The organism is Vagococcus acidifermentans (genome assembly GCF_003987655.1).
GTDB lineage: Bacteria > Bacillota > Bacilli > Lactobacillales > Vagococcaceae > Vagococcus_B > Vagococcus_B acidifermentans.
This window is the reverse complement of record NZ_NGKC01000006.1, coordinates 17,457-35,816: the sequence shown is the minus strand read 5'-3', so window position 1 is coordinate 35,816 and position 18,360 is coordinate 17,457. Positions and strand designations below refer to the sequence as shown.

Here is an 18,360-nt window from a genome sequence, read left to right as displayed (position 1 = left end):
TCTCCTTCCAACTGTCACTTTACATACTAACAAAAAAAATAAGAAATGGGAACTGTTATCCCACTTCTTATTTCGGCAGAGTAATCGTCACGTCAGTGCCTTTGCCCAGCGTACTTTTCAAATCAACCCGTCCATTCAGCAGCTCTGTGTAGTGTTCGACGATGGAAAGTCCGAGACCGGACCCGCCTTTATTCCGCTGACGGGAGCGGCTGACACGGTAAAACCGTTCGAAAATCCGCTTTTGATCCTCCTTGCTGATGCCGACACCTGTATCTGTCACGTTGAAAATCAGGTAATTGTCATCTTCTGTCAGACTGATGTCGATTTTTCCCTTATCCTCCGTATACACTACCGCATTTTCTATAATATTTTTAGCAATAATCTGAAACGCATAGGACGGGACCGCAATGTCTGACGCCAACTGAATCGCCACTGATACCGCCAGCTGTTTTTCTTTGATTTGACGGTCATAGCGTTTGACTTCTTCCTGCACGATGCTTTCTGGTGTCACCAGCAGCGTATCTGTCATGCGGACATCTTTTTCCGTCCGCAGCAGCATCAGTATATTTTGAATCAAATGATACAGGCGGTTAGCCTCATTGTCGATAATCGTCAAAAATTCTTTGGTCGCCTCCGCATCGTACATGGCGCCATTTAGCAGTGTTTCTGTAAAACCGACGATGGACGTCGTCGGTGTTTTCAGTTCATGGGAAATATTGCTGATAAAATCCTGATGCAGCCGCTCCATCTTGCGGATGCCGGAAATATCGTAAATGATGCCGACAAATTCGACCGTTTCAGATTTCAGTACCCGCAGTACGACTTTCAAATGTTTCTCGCCGTAACCTTTCAAGTGGATTTCCCCCTGAATGTCGCGTTCTCCTAAAATCAGCTGATTGATTAAATCATTCATGTCGCGCTGGCGAAACCAGTCCTGATAGTGGGCATGGCTGAAAGTTCGGTCGAAAAGTTTTTCTGTCACCACATTGGCCAAGACCATATAGCCGTCTTTATCCAAAATAAACAGCCCAATCTCCAGATTCTCAAACAGAAACTGCAGCTTCGTTTCGTTTTTCAGCTGCTTGTAGTATAGGCTGTTCGTTTCATCCATCAGCTCGTAGGCTGCTTGGTAAAATGCCTGCCATTCAGACGGGGCATTGACGACCTGCTGCTTCACCTGCGGGTTCTTCGCCGCATTTTTCAAAATCGGCAAAATATATGTGATGGGCTGTGTGTTGCGTTTCAAAATATGATAAAACATAATCAATATCGCAACTGAGAGAACAAAGAACAACAGAAAAATGTTCCGCCGGAAGTGGTCGATTCTTTGGGAAAAACCGAGGAACTTTTCTGAATAACGGACAATACCTATCAGCTGACCGTCAAACACAATCGGTTTGGCAACATACAACAATTCTTCGCCAATCGTCTCACTGTCGCGCAATGAAAAACCGACGTCTTTGCCTTGTATCAGAATCTGCTGGATTTCCGGCCGGCTTTCGCGTCGGCCTGTCGCATCCTTGGCATGGGAAGAATCATAAACAATCGACGCCTCAGCATCCAACACCGTCAATCTTTCCATGTCTTTCATGCTGTCGTCCAGCCGTTCTTGGTCAAGCGTCAGCTGGCCGTTTCGGCTCAGAAAAGGCAGCAGCAGATCAATCTCGCCGGAGAGTGCGTTTTTCTGCTGGTCGATCACTTCTGTTCGAAAAAAGTGATTCGTGTAGAGTGCTCCCGCTAAAAAGAGAGCAACTACACCAATCACCGGTAAAATATATTTCAATTGAATATTAAGCTTCTTTTTCATTATTGACTGGCTCCTGAAATTTGTACCCAAATCCGCGTACGGTCAGCAAGTACTTGGGATTTTTGGGGTTGTCTTCAATTTTTTCCCGCAGATGGCTGATATGGATATCCACTGTGCGCGACTGGTAGTAATTATCATCCTGCCACAGCGCCAGCATCAGTTCATCCCGGTCGATGATGCGGTTCATCCGGCGCATGAAATAAATCAGCAACTCAAATTCTTTTTTCGTCAGTGCCAGCTCCTGACCATGTTTCAGGATACGGTAGCTGTCAGGATAAGCTGTCAGGTCCCCTACTTTGATGCGTTCAGTCAACTTATCATGTAACTGAGCTTTTTTTGAGGAGTCATCAACGTAGGGTGTCATCCGTCTTTCGACAGCACGGATGCGCGCCACCAGTTCACGAGGACTGAACGGTTTCGTCAGGTAGTCATCCGCCCCGATTTCCAGACCGATAATTTTATCCACGACATCATCCTTGGCCGTCAACATCAGAATCGGCGTTGCGATTTTTTCAGCACGCAGTTTTTTAGTCACATCAAAGCCGCTGAGTTTGGGCAGCATCAAGTCCAGTATGATGAAATCATACGGCTGACTCGTCGCCAGCTCAACCGCCTCCACACCATCATAAGCCACATCCACTGAAAAATCTTCTTTTTCCAAATTGTACTTAAGCAAGGTCGTGATGGAGGGCTCATCATCAACCACTAAAATCCGTTTCATCCGAGCGCCTTCCTTTCATTTTCCTAAATTATATCACACCTTGATAAGTTTGGGATTATTTTACCTTGCCGTCAACATCTCTTTCCACTTTCATATCAGAAATCGGAATGTAGCCCAATTCTTTGATAACGTGTTCCTGAACATCGGCACTCTTCATGAAGTCCAAAAATACCAAGATGTTTTTGTCGGTATCCTTTTGTGTGTACATATGCTCGTATGCCCAGATTGTCCATGAATTATCCAGAACGTTTTCCGCCTTAGGTTCTACGCCATCGATGGCAATCGCCTGGACTGCATCATCAATGTACGAAAACGCCAGATAGCTGACCGCACCCGGTGTTTCAGCTACGATTTTGTGAACTGTGCCGGAAGAATCCTGCTCTTGTCCCTTGGCTGCTGAAGCACCGTCAAGTACCCATTTTTCAAACGTCGCGCGCGTGCCGCTGCCTTCCGCCCGGTTGACAAGAGCGACGTCCATATCTTTCCCGCCGACTTCTTTCCAGTTAGTCACTTTGCCGGTAAAGACATCACGCAGCTGCTGCATCGTCAAACCAGTCACTCCTGCATCTTTGTTGACAATCGGCGCAATGCCGACCACCGCGATTTTGTGGTCTTCCAGTTTACCGGCGTCAATGCCGTCCTTCTCTTCCGCAAACAAATCAGAGTTCCCGATATCGACAGCCCCTGAACTGACCTGGCTCAAACCTGTGCCGCTGCCGCCGCCCTGAACAGTAATCGAATAGTTCGGATTGTCCGTCATGTATATTTCACTTGCTTTTTCCACCAGCGGCTGAATAGCAGTTGACCCCACCGCAGTAATGGATACTTTTTCGCTGCTCTTGCCTTTTTCTGTTGAAGCACTGCTGCCTCCTTTATTGTCAGATGAGCCGCATCCGACTGCTAGTATCACAGAAAAAATCAAACTTGCTGAAAATAATAGTTTTTTCATGTTCTATCTCCTTTTTTGATTAGTACAAACGGAGTATAACAAGCGAATGTAAATTCTGATCTTTTATCTTTGTAAAGTTTATGTAAAGTTCTGTTATTCTGCATTATTTTCGGAAATCACCGCAGTCTGACGCGAACCAGCTGTTTATTTAGTCTTAGTAACGTTATTTTTTGAAACGTTGACGGACGGTTTACCTGTTGTTTACAATCAAAAAATCGCCAGCTCTGTCAATATGCTGACGATTTTTTCAGTTACTGCGTCTGTCTATTGCTTTCTAGCCGCAAAGGACAGAATAATGCCCAGTGCAATTGACGAAAAGGCAGCGACCATGACTTGAATATTTCCCGGCAGCAGAAAGACAATCGTATGAACCGGTATCCAGAAAAATATCCCGACTTTCAACCAATTAAACACCACAAAATGCTGCCAATCAATGCCTGCCAATATTTTTCTTAGAGTGATCGCTTGCCCCCTATTTTCAGCACGGGCAGAAATCACCCCGTCCAAGACACGGTGAAAGGTATTCATCGCGGGAGCAAACGTCAAGTTCATGATGGCACTGCCAAAAAATGCCTGCATCGGTTTAACCCCGGCAAATGGCAGCAAGCCGCCGTCCTGTGCAACACTGGCACCTCCCATATAAACAGGAAACACCAGCGTCACCATACAGCCAATCACGCCCCAGACAATCATCCGCCAAAACACATCAGCAGTTACAACATATGTGCCCGTCACAATCCGGTTGCCCATCAAATCACCCATCGTTGCAAGAATCGCAAATTTGACAAAACCGGAAATATAAGGACTGGACTCTGTCAATGCGATAATCACGCTGCGCGAATCAGGAATCAGAAACAGCAGAACGATCAACAGCAGTGTGCCTCCCCATACGACATCGCCTTTTTTAATCATGCCCATCACCCCTGTTGCGGAGGCTGATATGTCTTATCCATAATAAGAACTGATTTCAATGTTTTCCCAGAAACAGAATCTGCCTCCGCTTGAACGATGTCTTCAAAATCATAAAATTTGATAAACTGATCAAAAGGAAATTGGCCTTTCTTATAAAAATCAATCAGCCGCGGCAAGTGATATTTTGGAATCGTATCACCGATTAGACAGCCGACCATTTTTTTGTTGCCGAATACCAGATTAAAGAACGTGTTGACTTCAAATTCCTTTTTCGTCACCGCCAGCGGCACAAATGTACCGCCATTACTAACGACAGCCAACGCCTGCTGCATGACCGGGATAACACCTGAGGTATCAATCGCATAATCCACTCCGACGCCGCCCGTCAGCTCTTTAATCTCGTCAACCAGTGTCTCACTGTGTTCCTGACTGTTGATGACGTGGGTCGCACCAAGTTCTTTCGCCTTATTCAATCGTTCCGCATTGATATCCAGGGCAATGATTGTCGAACAGCCGACGATTTTGGCCGCCATAAGCGCAGCAAACCCGACAGCCCCTGTTCCGAAAATAGCCATTGATGAACCCGGTTTAGGATTTAGCACTTCCATGACCACGCCGCTGCCTGTTCCCAAGCCGCAGCCCAAGGGACCGAGAATCCGCAAATCAATATCCTTATCTACTTTCACAATATTGGCTTCATTGGTAATACTATATGTCGCAAAGGCAGACTGATTGAAGAAGTTATTAATTTCCTTGCCGTCTTCATCTTTAAAAACATGTTCTCCTCTTGGATTGACCCCTGAATTATTAATATCCATCCAATGATAGCAGGATGACGGATGCCCCTCATTACATTTCTTGCACTTGTCGCAGTATCCATATGACAAGATGACATGGTCGCCGGGCTGAACCGTCGTCACACTGCGTCCGATTTTTTCAACGATCCCAGACCCTTCATGTCCTAAAATATTAGGAAACGGAACAACTGCGCCATTCCGTTCTGAATAGTCCGACCTGCAAATACCGGAGGCAACGATTTTAACCAGAATATCTGTGTCTTGCAGCTCCTGCAACTCAACTGTCTCAATCCGATAATCATCGCCCGGCGCCTTAACTACTGCTGCTTTTATTTTCATAATAACATATCCCTTTCTTTCTGAAGAGCGGCTTTTATCCTTTGAAACGATGCAGCTCTTCCTGGCCTAGTACAACCCGTTCAGCTCCCTTTGACAGCGCTATCATCTCATGCTCACCGGGCTCTGCAATAACCGGAGCAATAAATGCTGTCTTTTGCGTCAACGCCGCTACCACATAATCGGAATAAGCGACGCCTCCTGTTAAAATTATCCTGTCCACCTTACCGTCTGTAATCGTCGCCAAGCCCCCGATTGCTCTAGCAATCTGATAAATATAGGCATCGTAGACCAGCTTCGCTTCTTCATCACCTTGTTTAATCCGCGTCTCAATTTCACGCGCATCATTTGTTCCTGTATATGATTTTAATCCGCCCTCGCGCTTGTACAGCCTGAGCATTTCTTCCTTTGACTTTTCATAACACAGTGCAATGACTTCCTTCACCGGCAGTCCGCCTGTACGTTCTGTCGCAAAGGGACCTTCATCATCCGAAAACGAATCAATCATTCGTCCCTGGTGGTGGATACTGATGGAGTTGCCGCCGCCCAGATGAGCGACAATCAACGTTGCCTGCTGATAATCCAGCTGCGCATCCTGAGCTGCTTTCATCGCGACAGCCCGCATGTTCAACGCATGTCCGAGACTTTTCCGCTCGATTCCTTTCAGTCCCGAAATCCGGGCGACATCTTCAAATTCATCCACAGACACAGGGTCATAAACCAGTGCGATTGTCCGCTCGTTTCCCTGCTTTTTTACTTCATTCGCCAGCAGGGCACCGAGATTTGAGGGATGCTCGACAGTCGTTTCATACAGCAGATAATTCATCAATTTTTCAGTGACCTCGTAGGCTCCTGCTTTAACCGGCGGCAAGATACCGCCCCGGCCGACGACTGCATCCAGCTCGACAGCAGAAATTTTTTCTTCCTTTAAAAACCTCAGTAAGATCTCCCATCTGAAGTCCACCTGTTCAGTAACGGCACCAAATTTTTCGATTGTTTCAAGCGGATGCACGATGCTTTGCTCTTTTATAATTGTGCCATCGACATAATAAGCGACTTTGGTAGATGTCGAGCCCGGATTGATTGCTAAAATCTTCATGCTAATCCTCCTTACTGCAGTACATCGCCATCAAGATCGCATACATTTTTTCATTTTCAGTTGACGCCCGCGACACCATCACAATCGGCACTTCCGCCCCCATGATGATGCCGGCCATCTCTCCGCCAGCCAGCACCGTCAGGCTTTTGCCAAGGACGTTCATCGTTGTAATATCCGGTCCGACCAGTATATCTGCATCGCCGGCAACGGCACTGTCATACTCTTTCTGGCGGGCAATCTCCTTGCTGACTGCCAAATCGAGGGAAATCGGCCCGTCAATGTCACAGCTCTCCGGTGCCTCTGCTTGAATCTCACGCATGATTTCTTCGGCCTCGACACTTGACGGTACTTTAGGATTAACTGACTCCGACGCTGCCAGCAAAGCAACTTTAGGTTTGGCCACACCGATTTTATTCATCACTTCAATGCTGTAGGCAATCAATTGTTTTTTCTCTTCTTTATCTGGCTTGAGCACCATCCCGCCATCTGTCGTCAACAGCAGCTTGTGATAGGCCGGCACATCATCCAAGACGATATGTCCCAACAGGCGCCCGCCTGAGATGCCATGCTCTTTATTAACGACCGCTCTTAAAAAAGTCCGTGTGGAAAGATGACCTTTCATCAAAAAGTCGATTTGCTTGTCTTTAGTCAGCTTGACACCTATTTGTGCGCACTCTTCGTCAGTTGCCGCCGGGATGATTTCAGCCGATTCATTCAGCTTGGATAATATTCCCCTGATAGCTGCTTCATCGCCAATCAAAACCGGCTTGAGGAACTCACGTATCTTCGGATGGAAAACTGCTTTGATTGCCGCTTCATCAGCAGCGTTCACGATCCCGATTCTGATTTTTTTATCAGTTTGAAAGTTTTCCAGTAAAGCTTCAAATTTACTCATAATGACCTACTCCCAAGGTGATCCTTGCGTCTTTGGTGCGATTGGTGTTGCTATCCGGGAAATATTAATCAAATGTTTATAGTAGAGGTTTTCTGAAATGATGTTATTCCCCCACGTACCGCATCCGAGTGAAACGGTCGCATTCAATCCATTAGTCGGTGCACCGCCTGCATCAATCGTCGGCTGGTTCACTACCAAACGGCTGACTGGAAGTGTTTCGCCGGCATATAACATATGCTCGCGGTTATTTGAAAATAAACCGACTGAGTGTCCGGCGCCTTCAAGCAGCAGGTTTGCTTTCGCAATGGCAACGGCCTCCTCAAAGGTATCGTAGCCAATCATGACCAATACCGGCAACAATTTTTCCTTGTTCAACAGCTCGTCAGCTCCGGCTTTATCAGCTTTCACTGCAATTATTTCCGCATCATCAGAAATCGTCAGACCGGCTGCCTCCGCTATGACTTGCGGATCTTGCCCAATCATTTCAGGATTGGCTTTACCGTCCGGGAAAATTGTTTGCCTGATTTTTGCAACAGACTCTTCATCGGAAAAAACAGCCGCATGCTTTTGTCTTAATGCCTCAAAAACTTCTGCCTCTTTTTGATTAGGGTAAATCAGACTCTGCTGGCAGGCACACACGATACCGTTGTCAAACGAGCGCCCGATCAGTGTCAGTTCAGCTGCCTGCTCAACATCAAAATCCGTATCAAGAATGCCCTGCACGTTCCCCGGTCCGACACCGTAGGCTGGTTTTCCGCTGGAATATGCAGAACGGACCAAGCCCGGGCCGCCTGTCGCTACGACCAGATCACTGGCACTCATTAATTCCTGCGACCGTTCAACGCTTGGTTCTTCAATACACTGCATCAAGTCTTCAGGAGCGCCGACAGATTTTAGTGCTTTGCGCATCAAGGCGATTGTTTCATAGGTAGTTTTTTTAGCCCGCGGATGCGGAGAAACAATCAGCGCATTTTTACCTTTTAATGCCATTAAACCATTACCCAGCGGTGTAATTGTCGGATTGGTAGTCGGTGCGACTGACCCGATCACGCCCACTGGATGAGCAACCTCCACCAGTCCTTCCTCCTTGATTTCCCGAATGACTCCTACCGATTTTTTGTCTTTCAGTGCTGCATAAATGTTGATAGCCATCCCAATGTTCTTACCTGTTTTATGATCGACTCGTCCCATCCTCGTTTCTTCGCGCGCCATTTTTGCCAAAGGTTCTGCATTGTCATAAATAATCTTGGAGACGACATGCAACATGTTATCCACTTGCTCTTGGTTGTAGCCGCTAATTTCCTCAACTGCTGCCCGCGCCTTCTTCACCATATCCATGATAGTCATCACTGCGTCTCTCCTTTCTTTAACATACATACGTGTATGTATGTTCTCACCTTTATAGTACATGCTATAGAAAACGATGTCAATAACAAAAAAACAACGTGACCGTTGCTTTATGCAAATCTCACATTGTTTTTTGGTATTATAGATGTTGAAAAATCAGTTCCAAACTTTTTTCGATGGCTTCCGGTGTATAACAGTTCGATACTTCTGGGGGAATCAATGTACTGTGCATCCCTTCAAAATAAGTGAACAGCAAGGTTGCGACCTCGGCAGCATTCCCATTCACAGTACCTGACTGAGCCTTCTGCAAATCGCGGATGCCGTTCAGGAAAAAATGATATAATTTTAATTTTGTTGCTTCAATGGCTGCTTTTAAATCCTCGAATTCCGGATTTTTTTCAATCGTCTGAGATGCTTGTTGGAGAAATTTATAATCCTGATTGTCGTTATACGGGATAGCAATCATCTGAACAGCTTTTTCCTTAAAGGTCTGCTGGTCATCTTCATAAATAGGCTGCTTTCGTTTCTTGATTCTTTCCAGAGCAGACAGCACTGTTTCCCGAAAAAGATCGTGTTTATTTTTAAAATGCCAATAAGCTGCTCCGCGGCTCACGTGAGCATCCCGCGAAATTTTTTCTAAGGTTGTGTTTTCAAATCCGACATCAAAAAAATTTTCAAATGCCGCATCAACTAGTTTCTGTCTGGTTATTAAACTTTGCTCTTGCTTTTTTGTCAGCTGCGACATGCACTCACCCCATCTTCATATCAATTTAGTATGATAACAGATTAACTCGCTGTTTACATATAACTGCGTATATTATGAAATTGTATCACGCAACTCTGGATTTTGCCACCAAACTATCTGTTTGTCTGCAAAAAGACAAAAAACAGCCGGAGAATGGTTTCTCTCCGACCGTTTTTTCTAACTAACTTTCAACTTCAGCTCCGGCGAACTGTCGCCGACGACTGATTCTTTGGTGATGATGACTTTTTCAACATCTTCGCGGGTTGGTATTTCATACATGATGTCCAACATGATGTGCTCGATGATTGAACGCAATCCTCTGGCACCTGTATTCCGCTCGATGGCCTGCTCAGCAATAGCCCGAAGCGCCCCAGGGGTAAAATCAAGCATGACGTCATCCAGCGACAACAGTTTTTTATACTGCTTCACCAGTGCATTTTTCGGTTCTGTCAGAATGTGAACCAAGTCGTCTTCTGTCAGCTTTTCCAAAGAAGCCATGACCGGCAGACGGCCGATAAATTCTGGAATCAGGCCGAACTTCAGCAAGTCTTCCGGAATGATTTGAGACATCAGACTCTGGCTTTCATCACGTTTTTTGTTGGATGAGCCGAAGCCGATGATTTTTTCGCCTAAACGCTCTTTGACGATGTTTTCAATACCGTCAAACGCGCCGCCCACGATGAACAGGATATTCGTGGTGTCGATTTGGATGAACTCTTGCTGCGGGTGCTTGCGTCCGCCTTGCGGAGGCACACTGGCGACGGTACCTTCCAAAATTTTCAGCAATGCCTGCTGGACACCTTCACCTGACACATCCCGTGTAATAGAGACATTTTCACTTTTGCGGGCGATTTTGTCGATTTCATCAATGTAGATGATGCCCTTTTCAGCTTTTTCCACATTGAAATCAGCAGCCTGCAGTAATTTCAGCAAAATATTTTCAACATCTTCCCCGACATATCCCGCTTCTGTCAAACTTGTAGCGTCCGCAATGGCAAAGGGAACATTTAACGTTTTAGCCAAGGTTTGCGCAAGAAATGTTTTACCGGAACCGGTCGGACCGATGAGGCAGATATTACTTTTCTGCAAGTCGACGCCATCATCTTCTTCCGCCATGTCCATGCTTTCGACCCGTTTGTAGTGATTGTACACGGCGACGGATAACGCCTTTTTCGCCCGTTCCTGACCGATGACGTACTCATCGAGGACAGACAGTATTTCCTGTGGTTTTAAGACATTGATGATGTCTGTGGCATTTTCAGCACTGATTTCTTCATCAATGATTTCTTTGCATAAATCAATACACTCATTACATATATAGACGCCAGGACCAGCAACAATCTTCTTTACTTCTTCCTGCGATTTTCCACAAAAGGAACAACGAACCTCATGGTTTCCGCTTGTGTTGTCGTACATACTTTTTCCTCCCGTTGACTTTGTCAGAAGTCAATCTCATTTTCAACTATCCTAATCATAGTAACACACTAGTCAAGACAATGCATCTATTTTAACCAATAGGTGAGCAAAAGACGAAGATAGCCATCTTCGTCTTTTTGGTTGGTTTAGTCTTCTTCTATTGCTGTTGATGTAATCAAGTCAACCGCACGTTTCATTTTGATATCATGAATCAGCATGTCGTTTGACAGTGCCCGGCGGACGGCATCTTCTTCCATACCGTACTGAGCAGCCAAATCAGCGATTTCTTTCTGAATGTCTTCATCAGAAACGTCAAATTCTTCAGCTTTCACGATTTCTTCAATGACTAAGTTTGTTTTAGTACGTGTTTCAGCTTCTCCTTCGAACTGTTTATGAAGGTCGGCTTCTGTCGTGTTTGTCAATTGATAGTACATATCAGGTGAAATACCTTGACGCTGCATGTTGCCAAGGAACTCGTCCATGGCACGATGTACTTCATTGTGAACCATTTCATGCGGCAATTCAACGATTTCCGCATTATTGACAGCTTGCTCGATGGCCAACTCTTCGATGGCGTTCTTGGCAGCCGTTTCTTTCTGTTCGATTAATTCTTGTTTGATTTTTTCTTTCAATTCGTCAAGAGTTTCGACTTCATCATCGACATCTTTGGCAAACTCGTCATCCAGTTCAGGCAGCTCTTTCGCTTTGACTTCATGCACTTTGACGTTGAAGACTGCTTCTTGTCCAGCCAAGTCCTCGGCCTGATAGTCTTCCGGGAAAGTAACTTTGACTTCAACATCTTCGCCGGCTTTTTTGCCGATCAGCTGATCTTCAAAGCCCGGGATGAATGAGTTAGACCCCAGCTCCAGCGAATGGTTTTCTGCTTTGCCGCCTTCAAACGCTACACCGTCTTTGAATCCTTCAAAGTCGATGACAACAGTGTCGCCCTCTGCAGCTGGTTCGTCTTCTTTAACAACCAGTTCAGCTTGAGCTGTTTGTTTTTGTTTCAGGTTTTCTTCCACATCGCTGTCAGTGACTTCACGGTCTTGTTTGGCAACTTTCAGGTTTTTATATTCGCCAAGTTTGACTTCAGGTTTAACCACTACTTCAGCTGTGATAACCCAAGGCTGGCCTTTTTCCATACTTGAAACATCGATTTTAGGTTGTGATACCGGATCGATTGCCGCTTCGGCAACTGCAGCTTCATAAGCCGCAGGCAGAACAGCGTTCAATGCGTCTTCGTACAGTGTTTCCTCCCCGTACATCTTGTTGAAAATCTGGCGAGGCACTTTGCCTTTACGGAAGCCAGGCACGCTTAAATTTTTCTTGACGCGGTTGAAAGCGACTTTCAACCCTTCATTTACTTTTTCTTCAGATATTTCAAACGTCAGGATACCATCATTCGTACCCTTTTTTTCCCATTTTGCTGACATTATTTCTTTACCTCCAACATCTCATTCTTACAATTATCTTGTTCATTGCATACCTTACAATAGTACACTAGAAACAGCGAAAAGTAAATCTTTTTCCATTATGAATTTTGAATCTCCGCTACGGGTGCTGCGGCAGTTGACTGTCTATTTTCTGCTGAAGCAGCTGTATTTCTTTCAGCAGCTGCTGCTCTTCAGCGGACAGCGGCACTGTCTCTGGCTGAAACAAGCCGCTGTAACTATAGACCCACAAATCAGGCCATGTCAGCCAACGATCAGCCTGAGGGTACAAACAGCCGAGATGGAGACGGGCGGTTTTCAATACCATTTTGGCCATACTGGGCTGGTTTTTTTCCATTTCTTCAGCTACATCATTTAGCACGCGCTGAACTTTTTCCGAGCCGTAAATCGTGCCGCAGTCGGCTGGCACAACTGTGATGGTTTCGTCTTTGACTGTTAAAAAATGCAGCGGCTCTGTGATTTTCAGCTGGGCAAGATTTTCCAGCAAGGACGTTCTGATCATCAGAGTCACCCGCTGGTCAACCAGCAGCTGCTGTGCCGCCGGTACCAGTTCGTCTCTAGTCAGTCCTTCGATGACTGGTATCCGCTGCAGCTGCTCAAAGGGCGGCAAGCCACCCAGTGCCAGCAGCTGCTCGGACTTTTGACGAATATTCCGGCTCTCCGTTGACTGATACACACGTTTGGCAGCGTTGAACAAGTCCATGATGTCTTTATTAAGAGGACTGCCGGTTTCCGCCAGGTTAGCCACGACTTTTTCCGCCTTTAAATAATGCTTCGTTGCCAGCAATACATTGACATAGAGTGCTGTCCAGCAGCCGTCAGCCAAGTACATCGGCACGAATTCTCTAGCAACTGTCAGCGCACGCTCGGGCTGTCCCATTTCCATCAATGCCCGTACGAGATACGTGTTCAACTCGAAATTGCTGTCCAGTTCATAGGCGGCTTCGAAGTTTGCCAGTGCCTCGACATAGTGCTCCTGTTCAAATGCATGCTTGCCGATATTCAAAAAGCCGTTGAAATTATTTGGGAATTCGATAGGCTTGTTCACTCTGCATTTCTCTCCTAGCTGATTATATATAAAAAAGTGCAAAGAACGTCAAAATTCCCTACACTTAATTTCTTTTAGTCTTGCAATAACTCAAAGATTTCCAATGTTACTAAATCAATGTCGTCGAACTGATAAACTTGTTGTGAATCCGATTCTGTCAGTTCGAACATTTCAGTGTTACTGTCATAAGTAACGATGCATCGCTCTTGTCCTTCACGCTCAAATCTCCGGACTTGAACGTCACTATCTGTAGACTCTATCATCGCAGTCAATCGCTTGATGATTGCTGCTAGTTGTGAATTTTTCATAGAGCTAGCCTCCTTCAAATTTCTACTGTTATATTGTAACAGAAACTCTAGTGATGTGCATTCAAAATCAATTATTTTTTTAGAATTCTTATTAATCATGCCACCAGAGTTTGATTAAGGCTTGCGTGCCGTCGTCACCATGACCGTTATCAATCAGCTTTTCATATAAATCCCGGGCAAGTTTTGTCGCAGGCAGTTCGATGGCCATTTTTTCAGCCTCTGCCAGTGCAATCGTCAAGTCTTTGACAAAATGCTTCACAAAAAATCCCGGAGTGTAATCCTGCCGAAGTATGCGCGGCGAATAGTTGGTCAGCGACCAGTTGGCTGCACTGCCGCCGCCGACCGTGTCAATGACTTTTTCCACGTCCAGTCCTGCCGCTTTGGCATAGACCAGCAGTTCCGTCATGCCGGTCATTGTGCCGGCTATCATAATCTGATTGGCCATTTTGGTGTGCTGCCCGGCGCCGGCTGCCCCTTGCAAGTTGACTTTGCTGCCAAACACGTCAAAAATCGGCACCACGCTTTGGTAAACAGCTTCATCTCCACCGACCATGATAGTCAGTGTGCCGTTTTTGGCGCCCAAGTCGCCGCCGGAAACCGGTGCGTCAAGACTGTCTGCATGTAATTCTTTGGCACTGTGATAAATTTTTTCCGCCAGCGACGGTGTACTTGTCGTCATATCAATCAGCAATTTACCTGAGACATCTGTTTGAAAAATCCCCTGCGTGCCGTAATACGTCTCTTCCACGTCTGACGGGTAACCAACCATTGTAAAGACAATGTCGCTGTTTGCCGCAACTGAGGCCGGCGACTCCTGCCAGACCGCTCCCAGCTCCACTAAATCGTCTGTTTTGCTTTTCGTGCGATTATAGACAGCCACCTGATAGCCGGCTGCCAGCAAATGCTTGACAATGGCGCTGCCCATGACACCTGTTCCGATAAATCCGATTTTTTTCATGTGTGCCACCCCTTCATAAAAGTTAACTTCTCTATCCTTCATTATAAAGAAGTTGGTACAAATAATAAAGCAGAAGAGACAGCCTGTTTGCTTAAATCTCTTCTGCTATTCTTCTTGGATTGCCGGCTTTGGGCGTTTCACCCAGGGCCGCTGACTGGTCAGGCTTCACAGCTACGGCCACCAGCCCCAGCAAGATACCGGTATAATGCGTCACTAGCCGCCACAGCACTATCGCTACGACCAGTTTGCTTGTGATGGTGATAAAGCTGCCGAACAATAGCGTGAAACTATACTCGGCGCCGCCTGTTCCACCCGGCACAGGGAACAACGAAATCACTAAAATAATAAACGCATGCAGCACGACAATCTGAAAAACATCGTGGTGTTCCACGCCCAGACTGAGCAGGATGAAGTACGGCACGATATAATAGCAGACCAGCTGCAGAAACGTCAGCAGAAAAGTGCGGGCCATCACTTTCTTTTGACTGCGCATATACAAACTTTCCCGGTGAAAATTAATCATCTTTTCGAAAACTGTGCGGGACAGCGTGTCAAACCGTTCAGCGCTGACAAATTTTTTGATGACGGACATGACCGCGCCGACAATCCGGTTGGTCAGCGGGTAATAGTACATCAGCATCAAAATGCTGACTACCACAATGACGTTAATTGCAAACCCGAACAGCACCAGATAAGACAGTTTTTTCAAATCATTGGCCAGCATACTGAAGCCGAATAAAATACAGGCCACAAAATTCAGGACAATCATTACCTGATAGACCACAAATTTCATCAACAAGACAGACCCGCTGACACCGGGGTCGATGCCTGACTTTGACAAGGCCAACAGTTGGGCCGGCTGTCCGCCTGTTGAAAATGGTGTGATGGCGTTGAAAAGATGCTCGATCAGCGGTATCCGTACTGCATTTTTGAACGAAAAACGCGGTGTTTCGCGATGCAGCAAGCCTTGCAGTATCTTCGCTTCTAGAGACCAGTGAAGCAGCATACACACGATGGCAATAACCAACCACACCCATTTGATGGTCAAAAACTCGCCCATGACTTCCTGCAAACTCAATTTGCGCAGCTCATTGGCAATGACAAGCGCGCCTAACAAGACCGCAGCCGCCAGATACATACGATTCTTTTTACTCATCTTCACTGCCTCCTAGCGGTTTTTGAAAAAACGCAAGGGGATGAAGCGTTTCTCATCAATCTCTTCTTCTTCGATTCTGTCAATGACGTTTGCATAATAATCAAACGCATCCTCATAAAACGACTCGATCCGGTGGCCGAACGCCGTACTGGAAATGTCATACAATTTCTCTTGCAGCAGCTCTTTGTCCAGCGGGATACTGTCTGCCACGTAGGCTATCAGTGTTTCGGCAAACTCATGGTCCTCGGCAAACGTCACCCCGAGACTGCGGTCGTCAAACAACTCATTCAAATAATCATTGCCTTTTGCAACGACTTGGGTTTGTGAGGCCATTGCTTCAGTATACATTAATCCCTGTGTTTCTGAATCCGATGCACTGACAAATAAATCTGCGGCATGATAGACAGGTGAAATGATTTCATTAGGGATTTCACCGGAAAATATCACCTGCTCAGTAAGTCCCAGCGAGGCAGCCTGCGCCTCCAGCGCTTCCCGATACGGACCGGCACCGACTATCAGCAGCTTGGCATGCGGCAGTGCAGCGGTGATTTTCGGCATACCGGAAATAATTGTCTGGACATTTTTTTCATAAGACAGGCGGCAAACAGATACCAACAGCAAGTCGGAGTCCGCAATGCCGAAACGTTCTCTGACCTCTTTGGTCATCGCCGGCGATACCTCTTTAAATTTATCAATGTCAATCCCAGTCGGGATAATGCTGAGCGGGGTATCAATGTCATATTCCAACAGCTTGTCCACAACTTTTTGGCTTGGACAGGCAATCCCTGAAACGCGGTGTGTAAAGAAACGCGACAATTGCCGGACATGATAAGGACGAAGGATTTTGCCGTTAGCAATGTAATGCAGATAATCTTCGTACATCGTGTGATAAGTGTGCACACATGGGATGCCAAGACTTTTTGCAACATACTTCCCCAAAAAACCCATGCCGAACTCTGTGTGTGTGTGGACGATGTCCAGCTCCAGTTCCTTCGCTGCGTAATACGCATAGACGACGCCGCTGACGACGATTCGCCGTTCCTTGAATGATGCCAGCGGGATACTTGGCATACGAATAATGCCCGGTTCCAATTCCGTTACATTCGGATCAGTTGTCGTAAATATATAAACATCATGACCATTTTTTTCCAACTCGTGTTTCAGCGTTCGCACAGATGTGGACACGCCGCTGACTTGCGGGAAATAAGTATCAGTAAAAAAACCAATTTTCATAACCAGCACCTCCAGTTTTTTGGTTATGTTTTCTGAGAAACGACCGAGCTTTCAGATAGCAGCAGCCGATTATAGTAAGCTGCCCACAGAGAAGCCACATTCTCTTCGGAATAAAATGCCGCCGCTTCCCGGGATTTCCGCCGGTAAACTTCCAGCTCTTCGCGCTGACGATACAGGCGGTTCAACGCGCGGGACATGTCTGTCACATCATCTGTACCTAAATAATAATCTTTAATAATAGCTTCGTACAGTTCCAGATTACGCAACATGACAGGCGTGCCGCAATTGAAGCCTTCCAAAATACTCATCGGAAACAGTTCATTGTATGACGGCAAAAGAAACACATCAGCTGCATTATACAAATCGGCCAGAACGTGTCTTTCAATAATGCCGGTAAATGTCAGATTTTTTGGCGGATTGTCGTAGACTTTTTTGTATCTGTCATATCCGTCAGTGATTTTTCCAAAAGAGAAGCCGCCAGCCCAGACAAACGATATATCCGGATTTTCCTCCGCCAGCTGAATAAAATCATCAATCCCTTTTCGCTGCTGGATCTGTCCGGCACCGAGCACAACGAAATCTTTTTCATCATACCCCAACTTTTGTCTTAATGCCATTCTTTTTTCTTCCGGCTCTTCATGAAACACTTCTGTGGAAACGAAATTCGGGATATACGTTACCTTATCCTTTGAAATGCCAATACCTTCGAGCTTCGAAATAAATGACGGGTTGACAACGACCAGCTCATCCATCCGCTTATAGAAGGAAACGACATACCAATTAAACACTTTTTGAAACGGGGAAAACAATTCGATGCTTCCTTCCAGCGTTTCCGGGAGAAAGTGAACGTAACCGACTGTCTTGCCGCGTTTTTTTCTGGAAAAAGTGGACAGGTAAAACCAAGGGTCGACGGTATGATAGTGTGAAATATCTGCTTTTGAATAACTGTTGATAGCAATGTCGAAACTATCCGGAAATTTTCTTTTGAGCATCGCAATCAGCTCAAGATAGGCACTGCCGACTCCCTGACCTTTTACTTTGTCAGCAGAAGAGAACATATTTATTTTTATCATGAGTATCACTCCCTGTTTCCACTATACAATTAAATCGTGTGAGAAACATCCAACTTTAGACGTAATATTTTCCTGCTTTCAGTATAACATACTCTGATGAACGGCAATA

Annotated in this window: 17 protein-coding genes; all 17 read right to left on the bottom strand. The window is 45.9% G+C overall.

The window, feature by feature from the left end; genetic code table 11:
• Window positions 1–67: 67 nt before the first annotated feature.
• The 17 genes from CBF27_RS06460 to CBF27_RS06380 all read right to left on the bottom strand — a co-directional run bounded on the left by CBF27_RS06460 (window position 68) and on the right by CBF27_RS06380 (window position 18,251).
• A complete protein-coding gene (locus tag CBF27_RS06460) occupies window positions 68–1,807 on the bottom strand; it encodes a sensor histidine kinase (RefSeq protein ID WP_126813506.1) in 1,740 nt (579 codons plus the stop codon).
• The gene (locus tag CBF27_RS06455; protein ID WP_126813505.1) at window positions 1,791–2,528 is read right to left on the bottom strand and encodes a response regulator transcription factor; all 738 of its coding nucleotides are present in this window, start codon (window positions 2,526–2,528) and stop codon (window positions 1,791–1,793) included. The genes CBF27_RS06460 and CBF27_RS06455 overlap by 17 nt, the downstream gene beginning before the upstream one ends.
• Window positions 2,529–2,583: 55 nt before the next feature.
• Window positions 2,584–3,477, bottom strand: coding sequence for a phosphate ABC transporter substrate-binding protein PstS family protein (locus tag CBF27_RS06450; RefSeq protein ID WP_126813504.1), 894 nt, complete (start codon window positions 3,475–3,477; stop codon window positions 2,584–2,586).
• 264 nt (window positions 3,478–3,741) lie between these two features.
• On the bottom strand, window positions 3,742–4,389 hold the full coding sequence (locus tag CBF27_RS06445) for a hypothetical protein (protein ID WP_342774787.1): 648 nt from the start codon (window positions 4,387–4,389) through the stop codon (window positions 3,742–3,744).
• Between the two features lie 5 nt (window positions 4,390–4,394).
• Window positions 4,395–5,525, bottom strand: coding sequence for an NAD(P)-dependent alcohol dehydrogenase (locus CBF27_RS06440; protein ID WP_126813503.1), 1,131 nt, complete (start codon window positions 5,523–5,525; stop codon window positions 4,395–4,397).
• A gap of 34 nt (window positions 5,526–5,559) precedes the next feature.
• Complete coding sequence (gene buk / locus CBF27_RS06435) at window positions 5,560–6,621, bottom strand: butyrate kinase (RefSeq protein WP_126813502.1); 1,062 nt, start codon at window positions 6,619–6,621, stop codon at window positions 5,560–5,562.
• Between the two features lies 1 nt (window position 6,622).
• A complete protein-coding gene (locus tag CBF27_RS06430) occupies window positions 6,623–7,516 on the bottom strand; it encodes a phosphate acyltransferase (RefSeq protein WP_126813501.1) in 894 nt (297 codons plus the stop codon).
• Window positions 7,517–7,522: 6 nt separating this feature from the next.
• Window positions 7,523–8,863: an aldehyde dehydrogenase family protein gene (locus CBF27_RS06425; protein ID WP_126813500.1), complete on the bottom strand. Its 1,341-nt coding sequence runs from the start codon at window positions 8,861–8,863 to the stop codon at window positions 7,523–7,525.
• A 139-nt stretch (window positions 8,864–9,002) separates the two neighbouring features.
• The gene (locus CBF27_RS06420) at window positions 9,003–9,608 is read right to left on the bottom strand and encodes a TetR/AcrR family transcriptional regulator (RefSeq protein ID WP_126813499.1); all 606 of its coding nucleotides are present in this window, start codon (window positions 9,606–9,608) and stop codon (window positions 9,003–9,005) included.
• Between the two features lie 177 nt (window positions 9,609–9,785).
• Window positions 9,786–11,024, bottom strand: a complete 1,239-nt coding sequence (gene clpX / locus CBF27_RS06415) for an ATP-dependent Clp protease ATP-binding subunit ClpX (protein WP_126813498.1) — start codon at window positions 11,022–11,024, stop codon at window positions 9,786–9,788.
• A gap of 146 nt (window positions 11,025–11,170) precedes the next feature.
• Window positions 11,171–12,457 (bottom strand): trigger factor, encoded by a 1,287-nt coding sequence (gene tig, locus CBF27_RS06410; RefSeq protein WP_126813497.1) that lies wholly within the window; start codon window positions 12,455–12,457, stop codon window positions 11,171–11,173.
• A 118-nt stretch (window positions 12,458–12,575) separates the two neighbouring features.
• Window positions 12,576–13,523, bottom strand: coding sequence for a tetratricopeptide repeat protein (locus CBF27_RS06405; protein WP_126813496.1), 948 nt, complete (start codon window positions 13,521–13,523; stop codon window positions 12,576–12,578).
• Window positions 13,524–13,597: 74 nt separating this feature from the next.
• A complete protein-coding gene (locus tag CBF27_RS06400; protein WP_126813495.1) occupies window positions 13,598–13,831 on the bottom strand; it encodes a YkuJ family protein in 234 nt (77 codons plus the stop codon).
• Window positions 13,832–13,922: 91 nt separating this feature from the next.
• On the bottom strand, window positions 13,923–14,831 hold the full coding sequence (locus tag CBF27_RS06395) for an NAD(P)-dependent oxidoreductase (protein WP_245985986.1): 909 nt from the start codon (window positions 14,829–14,831) through the stop codon (window positions 13,923–13,925).
• 49 nt (window positions 14,832–14,880) lie between these two features.
• Window positions 14,881–15,945 carry a lysylphosphatidylglycerol synthase transmembrane domain-containing protein gene (locus CBF27_RS06390; protein WP_126813493.1) on the bottom strand — a complete coding sequence of 355 codons (1,065 nt, stop codon included), beginning with the start codon at window positions 15,943–15,945 and terminating at the stop codon, window positions 14,881–14,883.
• Window positions 15,946–15,957: 12 nt separating this feature from the next.
• Entirely contained in the window at window positions 15,958–17,178 is a 1,221-nt protein-coding gene (locus tag CBF27_RS06385; RefSeq protein WP_126813492.1) for a glycosyltransferase family 4 protein, read from the bottom strand.
• A gap of 23 nt (window positions 17,179–17,201) precedes the next feature.
• A complete protein-coding gene (locus tag CBF27_RS06380; protein WP_126813491.1) occupies window positions 17,202–18,251 on the bottom strand; it encodes a glycosyltransferase family 4 protein in 1,050 nt (349 codons plus the stop codon).
• Window positions 18,252–18,360 lie beyond the last annotated feature (109 nt).

Excerpts from the sequence above, each read along its gene's own strand:
- CBF27_RS06460 (WP_126813506.1), bottom strand. The coding sequence starts at position 1,807 with ATGAAAAAGAAGCTTAATATTCAATTGAAATATATTTTACCGGTGATT.
- CBF27_RS06455 (WP_126813505.1), bottom strand. The coding sequence starts at position 2,528 with ATGAAACGGATTTTAGTGGTTGATGATGAGCCCTCCATCACGACCTTG.
- CBF27_RS06450 (WP_126813504.1), bottom strand. The coding sequence starts at position 3,477 with ATGAAAAAACTATTATTTTCAGCAAGTTTGATTTTTTCTGTGATACTA.
- CBF27_RS06445 (WP_342774787.1), bottom strand. The coding sequence starts at position 4,389 with ATGATTAAAAAAGGCGATGTCGTATGGGGAGGCACACTGCTGTTGATC.
- CBF27_RS06440 (WP_126813503.1), bottom strand. The coding sequence starts at position 5,525 with ATGAAAATAAAAGCAGCAGTAGTTAAGGCGCCGGGCGATGATTATCGG.
- buk (WP_126813502.1), bottom strand. The coding sequence starts at position 6,621 with ATGAAGATTTTAGCAATCAATCCGGGCTCGACATCTACCAAAGTCGCT.
- CBF27_RS06430 (WP_126813501.1), bottom strand. The coding sequence starts at position 7,516 with ATGAGTAAATTTGAAGCTTTACTGGAAAACTTTCAAACTGATAAAAAA.
- CBF27_RS06425 (WP_126813500.1), bottom strand. The coding sequence starts at position 8,863 with ATGACTATCATGGATATGGTGAAGAAGGCGCGGGCAGCAGTTGAGGAA.
- CBF27_RS06420 (WP_126813499.1), bottom strand. The coding sequence starts at position 9,608 with ATGTCGCAGCTGACAAAAAAGCAAGAGCAAAGTTTAATAACCAGACAG.
- clpX (WP_126813498.1), bottom strand. The coding sequence starts at position 11,024 with ATGTACGACAACACAAGCGGAAACCATGAGGTTCGTTGTTCCTTTTGT.
- tig (WP_126813497.1), bottom strand. The coding sequence starts at position 12,457 with ATGTCAGCAAAATGGGAAAAAAAGGGTACGAATGATGGTATCCTGACG.
- CBF27_RS06400 (WP_126813495.1), bottom strand. The coding sequence starts at position 13,831 with ATGAAAAATTCACAACTAGCAGCAATCATCAAGCGATTGACTGCGATG.
- CBF27_RS06395 (WP_245985986.1), bottom strand. The coding sequence starts at position 14,831 with ATGAAGGATAGAGAAGTTAACTTTTATGAAGGGGTGGCACACATGAAA.
- CBF27_RS06390 (WP_126813493.1), bottom strand. The coding sequence starts at position 15,945 with ATGAGTAAAAAGAATCGTATGTATCTGGCGGCTGCGGTCTTGTTAGGC.
- CBF27_RS06385 (WP_126813492.1), bottom strand. The coding sequence starts at position 17,178 with ATGAAAATTGGTTTTTTTACTGATACTTATTTCCCGCAAGTCAGCGGC.
- CBF27_RS06380 (WP_126813491.1), bottom strand. The coding sequence starts at position 18,251 with ATGATAAAAATAAATATGTTCTCTTCTGCTGACAAAGTAAAAGGTCAG.